Origin of the sequence: Pseudomonas sp. WS 5071 (assembly GCF_012985765.1) — a bacterium.
Lineage (GTDB): Bacteria > Pseudomonadota > Gammaproteobacteria > Pseudomonadales > Pseudomonadaceae > Aquipseudomonas > Aquipseudomonas lundensis_A.
In genome coordinates this window covers 17747-34811 of the sequence record NZ_JAAQWY010000040.1, presented here as the reverse complement: position 1 = coordinate 34811, position 17065 = coordinate 17747, and the positions used below count along the sequence as shown (strand labels likewise).

The 17065-nt window shown below is 48.3% G+C and carries 12 protein-coding genes and 1 pseudogene; 8 read left to right on the top strand and 5 right to left on the bottom strand.

Features of this window, described 5'->3' with window-relative positions; all coding sequences use genetic code 11:
- The first annotated feature begins 91 nt into the window (after positions 1 to 91).
- On the top strand, positions 92 to 841 hold the full coding sequence (locus HBN61_RS20470; protein WP_170047780.1) for a recombinase zinc ribbon domain-containing protein: 750 nt from the start codon (positions 92 to 94) through the stop codon (positions 839 to 841).
- A 406-nt stretch (positions 842 to 1247) separates the two neighbouring features.
- Positions 1248 to 2741, top strand: coding sequence for a hypothetical protein (locus tag HBN61_RS20465; RefSeq protein WP_170047779.1), 1494 nt, complete (start codon positions 1248 to 1250; stop codon positions 2739 to 2741).
- A gap of 28 nt (positions 2742 to 2769) precedes the next feature.
- On the opposite strand, the gene HBN61_RS20460 is transcribed toward HBN61_RS20465, so the two are convergent.
- The gene (locus HBN61_RS20460; protein ID WP_170047778.1) at positions 2770 to 4479 is read right to left on the bottom strand and encodes a replication endonuclease; all 1710 of its coding nucleotides are present in this window, start codon (positions 4477 to 4479) and stop codon (positions 2770 to 2772) included.
- Between the two features lie 387 nt (positions 4480 to 4866).
- Between HBN61_RS20460 and HBN61_RS20455 the strand changes: the two genes are divergently transcribed.
- The 4 genes and pseudogenes from HBN61_RS20455 (at position 4867) to HBN61_RS20440 (ending at position 10833) form a co-directional block, all read left to right on the top strand.
- Complete coding sequence (locus tag HBN61_RS20455; RefSeq protein WP_170047777.1) at positions 4867 to 5736, top strand: 3'-5' exonuclease; 870 nt, start codon at positions 4867 to 4869, stop codon at positions 5734 to 5736.
- A 3-nt stretch (positions 5737 to 5739) separates the two neighbouring features.
- Positions 5740 to 6195 (top strand): hypothetical protein, encoded by a 456-nt coding sequence (locus HBN61_RS20450; protein ID WP_170047776.1) that lies wholly within the window; start codon positions 5740 to 5742, stop codon positions 6193 to 6195.
- A 182-nt stretch (positions 6196 to 6377) separates the two neighbouring features.
- Positions 6378 to 7802, top strand: a pseudogene (locus tag HBN61_RS20445) (ATP-binding protein); the annotation flags it as partial.
- A gap of 97 nt (positions 7803 to 7899) precedes the next feature.
- Positions 7900 to 10833, top strand: a complete 2934-nt coding sequence (locus HBN61_RS20440) for an HD domain-containing phosphohydrolase (protein WP_170047774.1) — start codon at positions 7900 to 7902, stop codon at positions 10831 to 10833.
- Here HBN61_RS20440 and msrC read toward each other — a convergent pair.
- Together msrC and HBN61_RS20430 are read right to left on the bottom strand one after the other, a co-directional pair.
- Positions 10830 to 11312: a free L-methionine (R)-S-oxide reductase MsrC gene (msrC, locus tag HBN61_RS20435; protein WP_094994892.1), complete on the bottom strand. Its 483-nt coding sequence runs from the start codon at positions 11310 to 11312 to the stop codon at positions 10830 to 10832. The genes HBN61_RS20440 and msrC overlap by 4 nt on opposite strands.
- The gene (locus tag HBN61_RS20430; protein ID WP_094994891.1) at positions 11305 to 12198 is read right to left on the bottom strand and encodes an ATP-binding protein; all 894 of its coding nucleotides are present in this window, start codon (positions 12196 to 12198) and stop codon (positions 11305 to 11307) included. Before HBN61_RS20430 ends, msrC begins: the two co-directional genes overlap by 8 nt.
- Before the next feature lie 164 nt (positions 12199 to 12362).
- On the opposite strand from HBN61_RS20430, the gene HBN61_RS20425 reads away from it, so the two are divergent.
- A complete protein-coding gene (locus HBN61_RS20425; RefSeq protein WP_170047773.1) occupies positions 12363 to 14678 on the top strand; it encodes a response regulator in 2316 nt (771 codons plus the stop codon).
- A 26-nt stretch (positions 14679 to 14704) separates the two neighbouring features.
- Here HBN61_RS20425 and HBN61_RS20420 read toward each other — a convergent pair whose 3' ends face one another.
- Both HBN61_RS20420 and msrB read right to left on the bottom strand, forming a co-directional pair.
- On the bottom strand, positions 14705 to 15190 hold the full coding sequence (locus HBN61_RS20420; RefSeq protein WP_094994889.1) for a glutathione peroxidase: 486 nt from the start codon (positions 15188 to 15190) through the stop codon (positions 14705 to 14707).
- A gap of 23 nt (positions 15191 to 15213) precedes the next feature.
- On the bottom strand, positions 15214 to 15609 hold the full coding sequence (gene msrB / locus HBN61_RS20415; protein ID WP_094994888.1) for a peptide-methionine (R)-S-oxide reductase MsrB: 396 nt from the start codon (positions 15607 to 15609) through the stop codon (positions 15214 to 15216).
- A gap of 218 nt (positions 15610 to 15827) precedes the next feature.
- Here msrB and HBN61_RS20410 point away from each other — a divergent pair, with 218 nt between their 5' ends.
- Positions 15828 to 17039 carry a pyridoxal phosphate-dependent aminotransferase gene (locus HBN61_RS20410; protein ID WP_170047772.1) on the top strand — a complete coding sequence of 404 codons (1212 nt, stop codon included), beginning with the start codon at positions 15828 to 15830 and terminating at the stop codon, positions 17037 to 17039.
- The last annotated feature ends 26 nt before the right edge of the window (positions 17040 to 17065 follow it).

Genomic DNA, 17065 nt, shown 5'->3' with positions numbered 1-17065 from the left:
AACACGGAGAACCGGTCGAAAAAGCTCTCCGTACATGATTTTTCGGTCACTTTTCGTCCAATGACGCTGTAGGTGCCTGGAAAATTGCAACTTGCCGCGGCTGCACGACAAGTTGATCGGAGCATCCCTAAAAGAGCGACAAGACCCAAAACTTGCCGGGCGGAAAGCCGAAGAATTTAAAAACGTTCTCAGGGGGTTGGTATTCTGTGCGTGTGGTTCGACGCTACGCTATCAAGCACAAAAATCAATGTACGTTGATTTAGTTTGTCATTCGTCAACTTGTGGACAGTGCGAATATGCAAAGAAAAAAATGGGCGTTAGATATAGATATGCACGTATTGAAGAGATATTTTTTGCATATCAAAACAAAATGCCATTCAATTTAATCACAACCAAAAATGAAGATATTAAAGCGCTTGAAAAAGAGCATAATGAAATTACTGGGCAAATAATTCTGAAAGAGAAGGCACTTGAAAATACTTTTGCGATGCTCGAAAAAACATCAGAGAGCGCTCAAAAATATATCTCGATTAAGATTGATGAGTTAAGCAGCGAGTTAGACAAACTAAAAACAGACGAACATAAAATCAATTTAAAAATCAGCTCAATACATTTATCGAGCAAGTCAGACATAAACACAAAAGAGATTTTTCGTTTGCTGATTTCAGAGAAAGGCAGAATGAAAATTAATAATTTTCTTCATTCGCAATCTGTGAAACTTATCATCACACCACTCAGAAAAAAATATTACTCGATAGATATTTTTCACGCTGATAAGCATTTAGATACGATTGACGTTACACCAGACGGCTACACTGCTCGCAGAGGTATTCACGCATAGCAGTAAAAAAGACGTGATTAGAAATCACATCTTTTTTACTGCTTGAAGTTTAAAATGCTTTCAATATTAAATGTTGCTAATTGCATATGTCTGACTTTCAAAATGCTACAATTATTATAAATGTAATTATGTGTTGTTATAAGTAACTCGCTACACTTTCCACCACACTTTTGCTACGCAAAAGATGAGGTTCCAAGTTTCACTCGTCCTGTCGGAGACAGAAGCAAAATCAAAAGCAAAGCGAAGAACAAAAGCATCACACGAAATGGTTTAAAAAATATCGCATATGCTCATTATTTTTTAATCAATTTCTAAAAAGTATTTATAAAAATATCGCTTTATCGCTCATAATTTTTCTAAATTCATACACAAAAGGAAAACATAAAATCAAAAAACGGTGAACAAAATGGCTACAAAAAAAACAACAACTATGATTTATAAACATCTCAACTTCAAAAATAACAGCATTGGAATGTCTCGACTTTTCAAAAGTCTTGCTCACTCTCTGCGAATTTCTCCGACTGTTGAAAACAAAATTTTAGCAACAAAAGTTTTAGAATGGGACAACGAGCGCTCTCATTTAAATTTAGTTTATTCTCCTTCGCTGGGCAAATCTCCAATCGCACTCAACACATTAACAGAAAAACAAAAGGTAGAAATCCAAGAAAGTTTTATCACTAATATTGTGACTGAACAAAAAACAAAAGATGAGAAATCTAAAACATCTGATACGTTGAGTAAGTACAAAGCAAAAGTTAATAAGTGGCACAATTCAATCACAGATGATAACGACCCTTTAAAAATTTTACTCTCAAAGTTTCTCGACGAAAAGAATTTAGTAGATATTGAAAGTGATATTAATGAATTAAGTCAGTTTGAGTTTGCACGTAAAAGTCAAAAAACAGAAACAGTTAGAAAGTTTTTTGAACTTCACAATAAGATGATTGAAAACAAATCTGATATTTCACGCAATAAGATTTTCGTTCAAGAGGCATTCTTTAAAATCCCTACGCACAATAAAGTCGAAGTGAGTACTGCTGATTTAATATCTAATATTCACTCATTCTACAAAGACAACTTTCCCGACTACCCAATAAAGTTGATAGTTTTTCACGGCGACGAAGTTGGCAATCATCCTCATATTTTTGTAGATGCTAAAAATAAGCGGACTGGTAAATATGACTTACTTACTGCTCAAAAGAAATTTGTAAACGCAAATATTGAAAAGTTAAAAGACGAATATCCTAACGCCATCCCCCTCGATTTTTCTAATCGCGCATATTCTGCAAAAAAAACTCAGGCTCAATATTTTCAAACTTTGTTCTATCAACATTCTAACAAGATGCTTGAAAAATATGATGTTGAAGCAAAGAAACTTGAAAAAACAAAAGAGAATAACGCACGTATGCGCTTGATTGAAGAAGATGCTAAAAAACCGAAAATTGAAAGACAGTTTAGTTTTTATAACTTGAAATTAAAGGAGCAAAATGAGTTATTAGAACAAGTAAATGATGAACTTTTAGAAAAGAATAAATCGATAGAGCGCATCAACAAATCATCCGAGGGTTTATTAAAAATCAATATAGATTTAACAAGTAAAAACAAAGAATTGACTAGCAAGCATAGCGCATTAGAAAATAAGATTGATGCTTTATCAGAACGATTTGACTTGATGATTGAACGTTTGAGAGATATTGCTAGTGCTGTCAGTGTTTTCGTCGTTGATTTAATGACAAAAAACAATGCTCAAAAATCAAGGTATGACATTGAGGCTAAACAGAATGACTTCTTTAAGCAGTTTGAAACTTACGAGCCAATAAATCAAACGCTTGAAGAAATGGCTGAAACAGCAGATGACTATAAAATAAAGAACGAATTGCGCGGACTGAAAAAGCCTTAAAATGATGAGGGCCGCTGGCTCTTTATCTTCAAGCAAAGTTCGTTTTCAAACTACACTCAAACTTTGTTTGTAGACAATCATCAGTTCCTACGACTCGATACCCCCACTTCACTTTTCTAATAAATTCGAATCCACTCCAAGCCACTGCATTGTGTTCAACAATGACAGACTGAACAAATTCATTAGCATACTCACAAAATGCCCAAAACTGCCCTCCTTGTCTCAATTTTGCAAGTTGTACAAAAGCCTTATTTTTGAATGTGCTCAATAGTTCGTGTGGTTCTTTGTCGAAAAACCTATCAAATGAACGCCATAATATTGTTTGAGTTTTCCCAAAAAAACCATACATTCTGAAACCCCATAAACGAGCAACTGCTTTGTTTTTCATCGACTCGTCAGATTTCTCACGAAGACTTTTAATTACGTACTTTGTGATGTAACTCGCAGGGCTTGCGCCTTTCTTACCTGATTTTTTTGCTTCTTCTTCTGATATACGAACAATCCTCACAGCATTCTCACTATGAGAATAGTGCTTGTGAATAAGACTAATCAGTTCATCCGCTTGCTCAGGACGGACAAAAAACATCGAGTGCATATGAATGCACTGGTCTTTGTGAGACTCTTTACACCACATACCTAGCGTTTCAATCTCGTATCTTTCTCTATCCTTATTCAAAGCTACAAGTCTTGTAGAAAGCCAATCAGATGCCTCTCGCGGCGTTGAGCCGTTCCAGCAATTTCTACCATATGCAGGGTTTGAATGAAATTCAGCGGGGCAAGTAAACGTTGTAAATAATGCAACGTAACCCTTGTTTTCTGCGACTTTTTCTAAGTCCTTAATTTTCATATAAATTTCTGACGCTTTACGTTCATCTGTCAAAGCGAATTTTGAAAGCGGTACTTTCTGCTCAATTCCGTCAGTAGAGTAAACAATTTCAGTATTATCAATAAATTCTTGCTGTTCAATATCTCTTTCTTTTTGATATTCAAGTAACTCGTTACTACAATATGCTTCGCTATTTGCTCCGATTTTTCGATTTTTTAGCAAAAATATTTCACGCTGCTTTCGTGCAACTCTTCTGATTATTCTTTTTAGTCGCTTCAATGTTACTTTGTCTTTCCCCTCCATTTCACGCCCTTCGAAATCTTTTGTCGCAGCGTGAATGATTGTCGTCAAATCAATATAATATTCGTAAAGTTTATCTAATATTGTTCCAGCACAACGAAAATCCGAGAATTTTATATTTTTGTAAATCTCTATATTTTCAAGTTCTTTTTTAAATGCTGGTATCTTGCTCGCCTCAATAATAAGCCTTTTCAAAACTGTATCAGTCGAAAGATAACAAAACAAATTGAAGATTATGTTGCCAAGCGCAATTACTTCTTTGTCATAATCCTCTATTTTTGCCCTATACTGAAAATCCAATTTTTGCTTTGCTTGAATTATGTTCTGTTTCTTTGGTGCTTCTTTCAATGACTGAACATATTGAAAATCTAAATTTTCTTTGTCATTCAAAAAAGGCAAACCAACGATTGCGGTTTGATAGGATAGTTCGAATGTTTTAGTTGATGTATTAAATTGAGAGATAATTATTTTCACTTTTGCTACTAATTCATTGATACTAATATCAGAACGTTGGAAAAGTTCAATGTCGGATTTTATTTCTTCAATATTTTCTTTTGTTAAAACTTGCTTTTTATTTTTAAATGCTATAATAGCCGTATGGGTCGGTTTCATTTCTTATAATTTTGCTCGTAACTCCATTGTAACAAATAAAACCCAAATGCAAGAGCCGAAAGGCTCTTTTTTATTGACTACGCTTTTTAATACACTAATACTTAATTTTAAAACTGTCTGTAAGGCCCGGAAACAAAGGTTGCGACAGTTATTTTAGAATTATCCAAGAAGAGCAAAACCAAAAACGTTCAAAAGATTTCGTGAAGCCCGCACAGCGGGTTTTTGCGTTGCTGTCTATATTCATTTTCATAGAGTGTTTGAATCCCCCCCTACCCCCGAGAGGGAAGTACTTAAAAGATTTAAATTGAAGTAAAAACATTTTTGCACTAACTCCCTATTGAACTACTACAAAATGTTATGATTAAGAAATAACAAACATTAAACATTATGTATCCTAAAAGCAAAGCAGTTCAAAAACGCTTAGAACAAGACAAGCAAGACTATCTTGAACTATATAACGACGCTACATTTATCAATGATATAGATTTTAGTATCTATGAAAAAAACATCGACAAATGGGCTTTAAAACTTTTGAAAGAACAAGCAACCCCCAAAACTTTTGGAGCGTGGGGCCGAGGCATAAATAAAGGCGCAAGGTGGGTTGAGATTTTTACAAAAGAACAAGCGTTAACAATGCAAAAATCAATCAATGAGCGTAAAGCAGAAAGAACACGTATAGCAGCAACAAAGCCGAAGCGTAGAAAGCCTTTGAGTTCATACCAGCGTAGTGCAAAACAAAAAGCACTTAATATGTTAGATGAAAGTTTATGCGTTCTTGACGTTTCTACAACTGGACTAAGTGCTGATGATGAAATAGTTGAAATATCGCTTATCGATAAATTTGGTAATTGCTTGATTGATACTTTGATAAAACCATCTAAACCTATCCCCGTAGACGCAACAGCCATTCACGGCATTACTGATAATGACGTTATGAATGCGCCAACTTTTTCAGAGATTTATCCTGAAATTATTCGCTTTATGAACAATCGCGTTTGTGTCGCATATAATGCAAGTTTCGATTTTACGTTTCTATCAACACACATAAAAAATCACGATTTAAAAGATTTCTCATACTCTCAACAATGTGCAATGCTTTTGTTTTCTGAATTTACTGATGCAGAACAATGGCAAAAACTTACTACTGCTATACAACACTTCGACATACAAGTTGAAAAAACTCATCGCTCTTATTTTCATTGCAAAGCGACGCTTGCACTTATCAAAGCAATTGCGAATTTTCGCAACGAGGTTTGATTTATGAACGGGAGAGGATTTGATTGTCTTTTAATCCCAATTTGGCTTTTCGTCTGGTTTATGATTGCAGTGAAATATCCATTTATGAAGCCGTTTGAGTCGTCTTATGATTCAAACGGTAAGGCTATTGTAATCACGTATCAAGAGTCTATAAACAACGCAAAAGAAGAAGCAGCACGAACTGCACAACTCGCAAAAGAAGCAGCAGAAATCAAAGCGTCATATGCACAAGCATATAAAGATTGCAACGGCAAATCGTATAATAAAATTGGTACAACAAGCGCTATTGATGTTAAGTATTTTTTTAATTCTTATGATAAAACTTGCACTAAATACACAACAACAGCAGATATGCGGAAAAATCAAGATGGCACTTACGAAAACTATAACGTTCAAGTTTTTGATGAAATAGTGTTTACTCGTAACGAATTAAAAGATTATATGCTTGTATATCGTTAATAAAAGCAAAAATCAAAAACAGGTTAAATGCCTTTTTTCTCACATTGCACTACGTGCAATGCAAAGCATACACGAAACTAAAAAATAATTCAAGTCAAGATATTTTTTGTAAAATCTGCAAATCGCTCTGCTCATTCAATACATAAATGGGGATATATCCCCATCTTTTGTTTCTACAAATCACTCCGCTCATTGCTGTCATCGGCCTGTTGGAACTGACGTTAAAACGCGCCGACAAGGGGCAGTTGGACCGGCCTTCCATCGAAGTGGCATATAACTCGGCCAAAGACCTGCTGGAGTTGATCGGCGACATCCTTGATATCGCCCGCATCGAATCCGGCCGACTGAATTTGTCTGCAGAACGTGTCAACCTGCGTGAACTGGCCAACGCAGTCATTCGGGTGTTTGACGGTCTGGCACGCCAAAAGAAACTGACCCTGGCCCTTAAGTTCACTCCTGAGCATGAAGCCCCGGATGTACTGATCGACCCGCTGCGTTTCAAACAAATCCTGACCAACCTGATCAGCAATGCAATCAAATTCACTGAACGGGGGCAGGTCACGCTGCAAATGGATGTGCGCCCCACCGAGGTCCCGGACCAGGTGGAGCTTCAACTCAGCGTGCAGGACACCGGCATTGGTATAAATGAAGCCGATCAGGCCCGGCTATTCCGCCCCTTCTCACAAGTTGAAAACTCCGGGCAACTGGCGTTGGGCGGCGCAGGGTTGGGTTTGGTCATCTGCAGAAGCCTGTGCGAAATGATGGGCGGCACGCTGACACTTAGCAGTCAGCCCACTGTGGGGACGCAAGTGAATATCACCCTGAAACTTCCCTCCCTTACGCCCTGCCTGGAACAGGCGGAAAAAGAGCCGGAAGTCGCACAGAGCACCCGTCCGTTAAATGTACTGGTAGTCGATGATCACCCGGCCAATCGCCTGCTGATGTGTCAGCAACTGGGGTTTCTGGGGCATATGTTTACGACCGCGCAGCACGGCGCTGCAGGGTTAGAGCTCTGGAAACAGGGCGTATTTGATGTCGTTATTGCGGACTGCAATATGCCTGTGATGAACGGTTATGACTTGACTCGGGCCATTCGCCATCTCGAGCACGCCGAACAACGCACGCCTTGCGTGATTTTAGGATTTACCGCAAATGCGCAGCCCGAAGAACGCCTCAACTGCCAGGAGGCAGGCATGGACGACTGCATGTTCAAACCCATAAGCCTCACGTTGTTAAGTAAGCGCTTGAACGAACTCAAGCCCGCTTCGAGCGAAGTCGCCTTTAATATCGAAAGTCTTTATGCCCTTTCCGGTTCTGATCCGATTCGCGTCAAACGCTTGCTTGAAGAGATCCTGCGCAGTAACCGCATCGACCTTGAAGAGCTTCAAAAACTGACGACAAAAGACGGACTGGCACCTTTTTCAGAGTTGGCACATCGCATTAAAGGCGCAGCCCGAATTGTCAGTGCACACCTCTTGATAGCGCAATGCGAGGCCCTTGAGAAGGCCGATCTCAGTACCGTGCATCACTGCTGCAAGCAGGTAATTGATGCCATGGCATCGATGGAGCAAACACTGCTGACTGAACTTGAGAAACTGAACCACTGATTACCCCCTTCCCGCTGTGAACACAAAAAAAGCGCAGGTTATTCGGCCCTACTATGCTTAAGGCGACCTGAAGCTTGTTCACAGCGGAGACTCCTTAATGCCCATGACTGCGCCCGCCAGCAAGCGTCAGTTTCCGCTGCATGTGCACATCAGTGTGATGTTTACGTTGCTGTTGATAGTGCTCGGTGTAGCGCTGGGTATTTTCAATTACTTGCAAACAACGCGAATTATTCTTAACAGCAGCCAACAGTTGTTCCACCAGATCGAACAGGATGTTCAGCAAGATTTACAGCACACCTATCAACCGATTCGTCATGCGCTGAGGCTGCTTTCGCTCAATGCCAATACAGGCATTGAGCGAGCCGAAGACCGGATGGCCTTATTGGAGCCATTTGTCCAGACGCTCAAGGACAATCCTGCCCTGGCGGCGCTGTATGTGGGGGATGCGCAGGGGAATTTTTTTCTGGTTCGTCCGCTGCGGACAAAAGCGGCTAAAGACCGTTTGTCTGCCCCACAATCAGCCGCTTACGAAGCTTGGAGCATTCAACGCTCAGACCAGATTAAGCCGCTGTCCCGACACTTTTTCTATGATGAATCCTTGTCATTGGCGGGCCAGCGCGACAACCCCAATGAAACCTACGACCCACGCCAGCGCAGCTGGTTTATCCCCGCCCGGGGTATTAACAACGAAATAACGACCAGCCCCTATCTGTTTTTTTCCACCCGTGAGGTTGGCACCACCCTGTCCGGCCGCGGTTCTGCGAAAGTCGTTATGGGCGCCGATCTGACCCTGTCGCAATTGTCCGCCACGCTTGCCAGACACAAAGTCACGCCGCACACAGAAATAGCCTTGTTCGATCAGGACAACAATGCAATCGCTTACCCTGACTATTCAAAATTGGTCGCGGCTCCAGAATCCTCTCAGTTGCCGAAAGTGGAGCAACTCAGTCCGGCCTTGGGCGCATTGATCACTCGCTCTGCCGAGAACACCGCTGAGCTGACGGCAGACCAGCGTCAGTGGATCGTGTCGAGGGCCGGACTTAGCGATGGCGCGCTCAACGGCCTGCACTTGGCCCTGATGGTCCCGAAGGATGAACTGCTCGCCGACGCATACCGGATGCGATGGCAGGGCGCCTTGGTCACACTGGGTATTGTGCTGCTATGCCTGCCCGTGGGTTGGCTGATTTCCCGGTTACTGGTCAAACCGCTGCGCAGGCTGGTGCAAGAGGCCGAAGCCATACGCCGTTTTGACTTTGATTACCCTGCGAGCCCTCATTCACCCGTGCTCGAGATTGACCAACTCGCGTCATCCATGCGTCGAATGAAAGAAACCCTGGCGAGCTTTTTTGAAATCACGGCCAGCTTGTCGGCCCACACCCGCTTTGAGCCGTTACTGCAATCGGTGGTGCTGGAGACCATGAAAATCGCTCAGGCTCAAGCCGGGCTGATTTACCTGACCGACAACGATGGCCCTGAGTTTGCCCTCAAAGGCTTGATCATTGGTGATCAGGCCCAAGACTTAGGCATTGTGCAGCGTTCGCCTATACATGCGGATGCGCGCGACTATCCCCAGTGGCTGCGCACACTGCGCCAAGGCAGCGACAGCGTGGTGTGCACGCTCAACCTTGAGCAGTCAGGCGACCTGCGACCCGTCTTGCAAGCACTCGACACCCACAGCGCACACTTACTTGGCATTCGCCTGCACAACCGTCACGGCGAAACCGTCGGCATTCTGGTATTGCTGCTTAACAACAGTGGCTCCAATGAAGACCGGGAGCACCTGCGCGCCGACCGGATCGCCTTCATCCAGGCCGTGTCCATCGAAAGTCAGCGTTTACAGGAGCGGCAAAAGCAACTGCTGGATGCATTCATTCAATTGCTGGCAGGCGCCATCGACGCCAAAAGCCCCTATACCGGCAGCCACTGCCAACGCGTACCGGCCCTGACCCTGATGTTGGCTGAAGCCGCGTCTGCCAGCCAGGCACCTGAATTTGAGGACTACAGCCCCACCGACGAAGAATGGGAGGCGCTGCACATCGCGTCCTGGCTGCATGACTGCGGCAAAGTCACGACTCCCGAGTACGTTGTGGACAAAGCCACCAAACTTGAAACGCTGTACGACCGCATTCATGAGATACGCACCCGTTTTGAAGTACTCAAGCGCGATGCATGGGTCAGTTATTGGCAAGGCCGGGCGTTGGGCGGAAACGATCAGCAATTGACGCAGATCCTTGAAGCAGCCCTGGCCGCCCTGGATGACGATTTTGCCTTCGTCGCACATTGCAACATGGGGGGCGAGGCCATGGCCGAGGCCGATCTGCAACGCCTGCAAACCATTGCCCTGCGCACCTGGACGCGCACGCTGGATGATCGTTTAGGGGTGTCATGGGAGGAAAACAAGCGTCAAGCAACGCGTGAGGAACACCCTTTGCCCGTCACCGAACGTTTGTTGGCCGACAAACCGGAACACCTGTTTGAGCGCAACGAATCGGAACGGATTGAACCCGACAATATCTGGGGTTTTCAACTGGACGTCCCTCCCTACAAATTCAATCGTGGCGAGCTGTACAACCTGAGTACAACCCGTGGCACGCTGACCCGCGAAGAGCGCTACATCATCAACAACCACATCGTGCAGACCATTCTCATGCTCAAGCACCTGCCTTTCCCGAGCTATTTGGGCAATATCGCTGAAATCGCGGGCGGCCATCACGAAAAAATGGACGGCACCGGTTATCCGAAACGGCTTAAGCGCGAAGAAATGAGTCTGGCAGCGAGGATGATGGCGATTGCCGATATCTTTGAGGCATTAACCGCTTCGGACCGCCCCTACAAAAAGGGCAAAACATTGAGCGAAGCGCTGAGCATCATGGCAGCCATGTGCCACGACGCTCATATCGACCCGCAACTGTTTGCGTTGTTTATGCACGAACAGATTTTTATGCAATACGCCCGGCGCTTTCTTGAGCCTGGGCAAATTGACGACGTGGATATCAATGCCCTGCTGCGCAAGGCCGGGCTTGCGGCTTAGCAGTCACTTAAACGCAAAAAGATCGCCGCCAGCGCTTCAATGCCGTGTTGATCCTGCTCGGTGAAACGGCCAATACGTGGACTGTCCAGGTCCAGCACGCCAATCAAGCGACCGTCCTTGACCAAAGGCACCACCAGCTCACTGTTCGACGCGCTGTCGCAGGCGATGTGGCCAGGGAACGCATGCACATCGTCAACCCGCTGAGTCTGACGGGTGGCAGCGGCTGCACCGCAGACGCCCCGTCCAAACGGGATGCGGACACAGGCGATCTGGCCCTGAAATGGCCCAAGCACCAGCTCTTCATTGCGATTGAGGTAAAAGCCGGCCCAGTTGAGGTCGTCCAGTTGATGAAACAAAAACGCCGAAAACTGCGAGGCGTTGGCAATAAAGTCACGTTCATCGGCCAGCAGAGATTCCAACTGCGCCTTTAACAAGGTGTAACCGTCCAGGCCTGCGCCTGTGGCGTTCAAATCAATCATTGGTTTGCTCCAGCAATTTCAATCCGACCCAGTAGCGCGCGAACTGATAGGCGCAACGACCATTACGGTTGCCGCGCCCGGTCGCCCAACGCACTGCCAAAATATCCAGCGCTTCATCACGTTGCCACTGCAGACCGGCTTTGGTCGCCAATACGCCGATCCAGTGCTCAACCACGCTCAAGAAATGTTCTTGTGTGAACGGATAAAACGACAGCCACAGACCAAAGCGGTCAGACAACGCAATTTTGTCCTCGACTGCCTCGCTGGGATGCAGTTCTCCGTCCACACGTTTCCAGTGTTCGTTATCGCTTTCGTTCTCCGGCACTAAATGCCGACGGTTGGAAGTGGCGTACAACAGGACGTTTTCTGGCGCCTGCTCCAGCGAGCCGTCCAGCACACTTTTCAGCACGCGGTAATCGCCCTCGCCCGCCTCAAACGACAAGTCATCACAAAACAGTACAAAGCGCTGTTCCAGCCCCTGTAGCGCTTCAACTACCCGCGGAAGATCCGCCAGATGATCGCGCTCGATTTCAATCAGGCGCAACCCTCGTGAGGCGTATTCGGCCAGCAGCGCGCGGATCAGCGAGGATTTGCCCGTACCACGCGAGCCCCACAGCAATGCGTGGTTCGCCGGTAAACCGTCAAGGAATTGTTTGGTATTGCGCCCCAACTGATCGCGCTGTTTATCAATGCCGATCAAGTCGCTCAGGCGCATTTCAAGGCTGACGTCCAGCGCCAGCAAATACCCTGCACGTCCTTCTCGCTGCCAGCGTGCGGCAAGGGCATGCTCCCAGTCCACAGGCTCACGAATCGCTGGCAACAAGGGCTCAATACGCGCAAGCACAGCGTCGGCACGCTCCAGAAAGGCATTCAGTTTAGAATCCACAACATCTCCTCAGACTGATACACAGATTGCGCATTGATGGAACGGCCTGGATATCCATTCCCGAAGTAACCGATACGAGCCAGCAGGATGATCCCGGCACCGCGTGTCGGCTAACCTGTTAATCTCTGGTCCGGCGAAAGGAATGGAAACAGGTGCAGCACCCTATGGATATAAAACTCACCCACCGCCTGTCTTTCAAACAGGCGCGGCTGACAGTGCTGGTCGGCTTTGTACTGGGGACGCTGCTCAGCCTGCTACAAATTGGCATCGATTATGCCAGCGAAAACGCTGCCATCAATCGTGAAATCCAATCCTTGCTTGAGATCAGCCATAACCCGGCCTCACGGATTGCCTACAACCTCGACTCTGAACTGGCGCAAGAGCTCGCGCTGGGGCTCCTGCGCTCACCCGCCATCATTGGCGCGCAGTTGATTGATAACGACAAATCGATGCTGGCCTCGGTGCACGATCAGCCCGAAGACGGCCGCTACCGCACGTTGAGTGACTTTTTGTTCGGCGCCAATCGCTCATTCGATGACCGGCTCTACTTCAATCATCTGCCCGAGCAAAGTGTGGGCGTGCTGCACCTAGAGGTGGACACTTACCCGTTTGGCAGCCGTTTCTTGCACCGTGCAGAAGTGACCCTGCTCACCGGCTTTGCCCGCAGCCTGATTTTGTCCGGGCTGCTGCTCGGGTTGTTTTACGTGATGCTGACCAAGCCTCTGGTCCGGGTGATTCGCGACCTGAGTAACAGCAAACCCGGCGATCCCACACAATCGCGTATTGATTGCCCGCCCGGCCATGAGGACGACGAGATCGGGGTGCTGGTCAACGTGGCCAACCAGCAATTTGACGCCCTGGTGCGAGAAATCGAACACCGGCGCAGCGCCGAGAACCGCTTGACCGAGTACCTGGCGCAACTGGAACACATCGTGTCGGCCCGCACCCAGGAGCTCAAGGCGATCAACGCGCGCCTGACGCAGTCCAATGAAGAGCTCGAAACCGCTCGCAGCACGGCGCTGGAGATGGCCCAGGCGCGCTCGGCGTTTCTCGCCAACATGAGCCACGAAATACGCACCCCGCTCAATGGCCTGCTGGGCATGCTGGCCTTGAGCCTGGACAGCCCGTTGAATGCCGAGCAGCACCAGCAACTGTCAATCGCCCACGATTCGGGCAAAGTGCTGGTCGAACTGCTCAATGACATTCTCGACCTGTCGAAATTCGATGCCGGGCAATTGGAGCTCGAACACATTGCGTTTGACCTCGGTGCGCTGGTTGAAGACACCGCCAGCTTGCTGTCGCAGAACGCTGCTCCCAGCGTCGAACTGACTTGCCTGATTGACCCGCACTTCCCGGCACTGGTGATCGGCGACCCGACGCGGGTGCGGCAGATCGTCAGCAATTTGCTGTCCAACGCGTTGAAGTTCACCCGCTTTGGTCGTGTAGATGTACGCCTGCAGGCACAAAACGACCGAGTGCGCATCGAGGTCTGCGACACCGGCATTGGCATTGCCCAAGAAGCCCAGGCCAGAATTTTCAAACCCTTTACCCAGGCTGGCGCGGGTATTACCCGGCAATTCGGCGGCACCGGATTGGGCCTGGCATTGACCAACAGCCTGTGCGAGGTCATGCAAGGACGTCTGACCATCAGCTCAGAAGTCGGTTTTGGCAGCCAGTTCTGCGCCGACCTGCCGCTGCCCTGCCACACGCCGGCCATTTCGCCCACGCCATTGCAAGGCAAGGTCATTGCCGTCACCACTGCCAGCAGCGGCTTGTCTGAGCTGCTTGGCAACCTGTTACCGACCTGGGGCTTGAACTACCGGCGCTTTTCCATCGACGATTCACTGGCAGGCGTTGACCCTGACTTGTTGATCACCGATTGCCCGGAATGCCTGTTTGGTTTGCGCCCCGCTATCAGTGCGCCGATTTTGCTGGTCACGGCCTATGGCAACTTCATGCCCGGCGATCAGGTGAATGCCCTCGCGCCCTTGCAACAAAAGGCCCGTCCACTGTCGCGCAAAGCGCTCTATCAAAGCCTGCTGCACCTGCTGCAAAAAGACGATGACGAAGCCTTGCGCGTGCCTGTCAGCAGTCAGCCAACCGAACATCGCGCGCGAATCCTGCTGGTCGAAGATAACCCCGTCAACCAGTTGGTGGCCAAAGGCATGTTGAGCAAGTTGGGATGCGATGTGGTGGTCGCCGCACACGGCGGCGAAGCCCTGAATCAGCTGGAACAACACGACTTCGACCTGGTGCTGATGGATTGCAACATGCCGGTCATGGATGGTTACGAAGCCGGCCGGCAGATCCGCCAAAGTGAGCGCTGGCCGGACCTGCCGATTGTGGCCCTGACCGCCAATGCCATGCCCGAAGAGCGCGAGCGTTGCCGGGCAGCGGGCATGAACGACTACTTGGCCAAACCCTTCCGCCGCGAAGAGCTTGAGGCGCTGCTGGACACCTGGGTGCCCTTGAAGCCCTGAGAAGTTGACCGGACGTGAAGCAGCGCTTAGCCCAGCAGCGCTTCTATGTCGGGTTTTAACGCGTTGGGTTTGGTCGGCGGGGCATAACGTTTGATGGTCTGACCGTCGGCGCTGATCAGGAACTTGGTGAAATTCCACTTGATCGCTGTCGAGCCCAGCAACCCCGGCGCGCGCTTTTTAAGCGCCTTGAACAACGGGTGTGCCTGGGCACCATTGACCTCAATTTTTTTGAACAGCGGGAAACTCACCCCGAAATTGATCTCGCAAAACTGCGAAATGGCCGCCTCGTCCCCCGGCTCCTGTTGCCCGAACTGGTTGCAAGGAAACCCGAGAACCACCAGCCCGCGATCCTTGTACTGCTGCCACAGGGCCTCAAGGCCCTTGTATTGAGGCGTAAACCCGCAGTTGCTGGCGGTATTGACCACCAGCAGCGCTTTGCCGTTGAAGTCGGCCAAGGTTTTTGTTTCACCCGTCAGCGTAGTGCAAGGGATATTCAACACGTTATCGGTCATGACGGAGCCTCGAAAAGTGATGTTCAGTCGCGCGGTACGAGATCCAGACACACCGAGTTGATGCAGTAGCGCAGGCCTGTTGGCGGTGGGCCGTCGGGAAATACATGCCCCAAATGCGCGTCGCACGTGGCGCACACCACTTCGGTGCGAATCATCCCGTGGCTCACGTCACGGATCTCGACCATTGCGCTCTCGCCAATCGGCTCATAGAAACTCGGCCAGCCGCACCCCGAATCAAACTTGGCTTTAGCATCGAACAAAGGTGCATGGCAGCAGATGCAGTGATAAACACCCTCTGTTTTGGTGGCGTTGTACTTGCCTGAGAATGGCCGCTCGGTGCCTTTGAGACGGCATACGTTGTATTGCTCCGGATCGAGCATAGCCTTCCACTCGTCCAGCGTTTTTTCCAACTTCTGCATGGTTATCCCCCTGTCACTGAAAAACCCCCGACCAGTGGCTTTTCCAGGGGTCGGGTGGCACGTATGATTGCGCCTCGTTAAACGCCAGTCTGGCACCCGCGTTATCTGCATTCAAACGGATTGTTGAAGCAACGCGGATTGCCGCTGTGTGAAGACACAGAATTTCCCAGTCAGGCATCACCTCTGGCTGGATCGTTCATTTTCGGGATCACATCGCCATGCAGGTCAGCAAATCAAACAAGCTCGCCAACGTCTGTTATGACATTCGCGGCCCAGTGCTCAAGCACGCCAAACGCCTGGAAGAGGAAGGCCATCGCATCCTCAAGCTGAATATCGGCAACCCGGCGCCATTTGGTTTTGAAGCCCCGGATGAAATCCTCCAGGACGTGATCCGCAACCTGCCCACCGCTCAGGGCTATAGCGATTCCAAAGGTTTGTTCAGCGCACGCAAGGCGGTGATGCAGTATTACCAGCAAAAACAGGTAGAAGGCGTCGGTATCGAAGACATCTACTTGGGCAACGGTGTGTCCGAGCTGATCGTGATGTCGCTGCAAGCGCTGCTCAACAACGGTGATGAGGTGCTGGTCCCGGCCCCTGACTACCCGCTGTGGACCGCTGCGGTAACATTGGCAGGCGGCCATCCTGTGCACTACCTGTGCGATGAACAGGCCAACTGGTTCCCGGACCTGGCCGATATCAAGGCCAAGATCACGCCGAACACAAAGGCCATGGTCATCATCAACCCGAACAACCCGACGGGCGCGGTATATTCCAAGGAAGTGTTGCAAGGCATGTTGGAAATCGCACGCCAGCACAACCTCGTCGTGTTCTCCGATGAGATCTACGACAAGATCCTGTACGACGATGCCGTGCACATTTGCACCGCATCGCTGGCCCCTGATGTGCTGTGCCTGACCTTCAACGGTTTGTCCAAATCCTATCGCGTAGCGGGTTTCCGTTCCGGCTGGATCGCCATCTCCGGCCCCAAACACAATGCCCAGAGCTATATCGAAGGCATCGACATGCTGGCCAACATGCGCCTGTGTGCCAACGTACCAAGTCAGCACGCGATCCAGACAGCACTGGGCGGTTATCAGAGCATCAACGATCTGGTCCTGCCAAATGGCCGCTTGCTCGAGCAACGCAACCGTACCTGGGAGCTGCTCAACGACATTCCAGGCGTCAGTTGCGTCAAGCCCATGGGAGCCTTGTACGCATTCCCGCGCATTGACCCAAAAGTCTGCCCGATCCTGAACGATGAGAAGTTCGTCCTGGACTTACTGCTTTCGGAAAAACTGCTGGTGGTGCAAGGCACGGCTTTTAACTGGCCGTGGCCCGATCATTTCCGCGTCGTCACGCTGCCACGGGTCGATGACCTGGAGCAGGCGATCGGAAAAATCGGTAATTTCCTGAAAACTTATCGTCAGTAATTTCCCAACATGCTGTGCGACACATC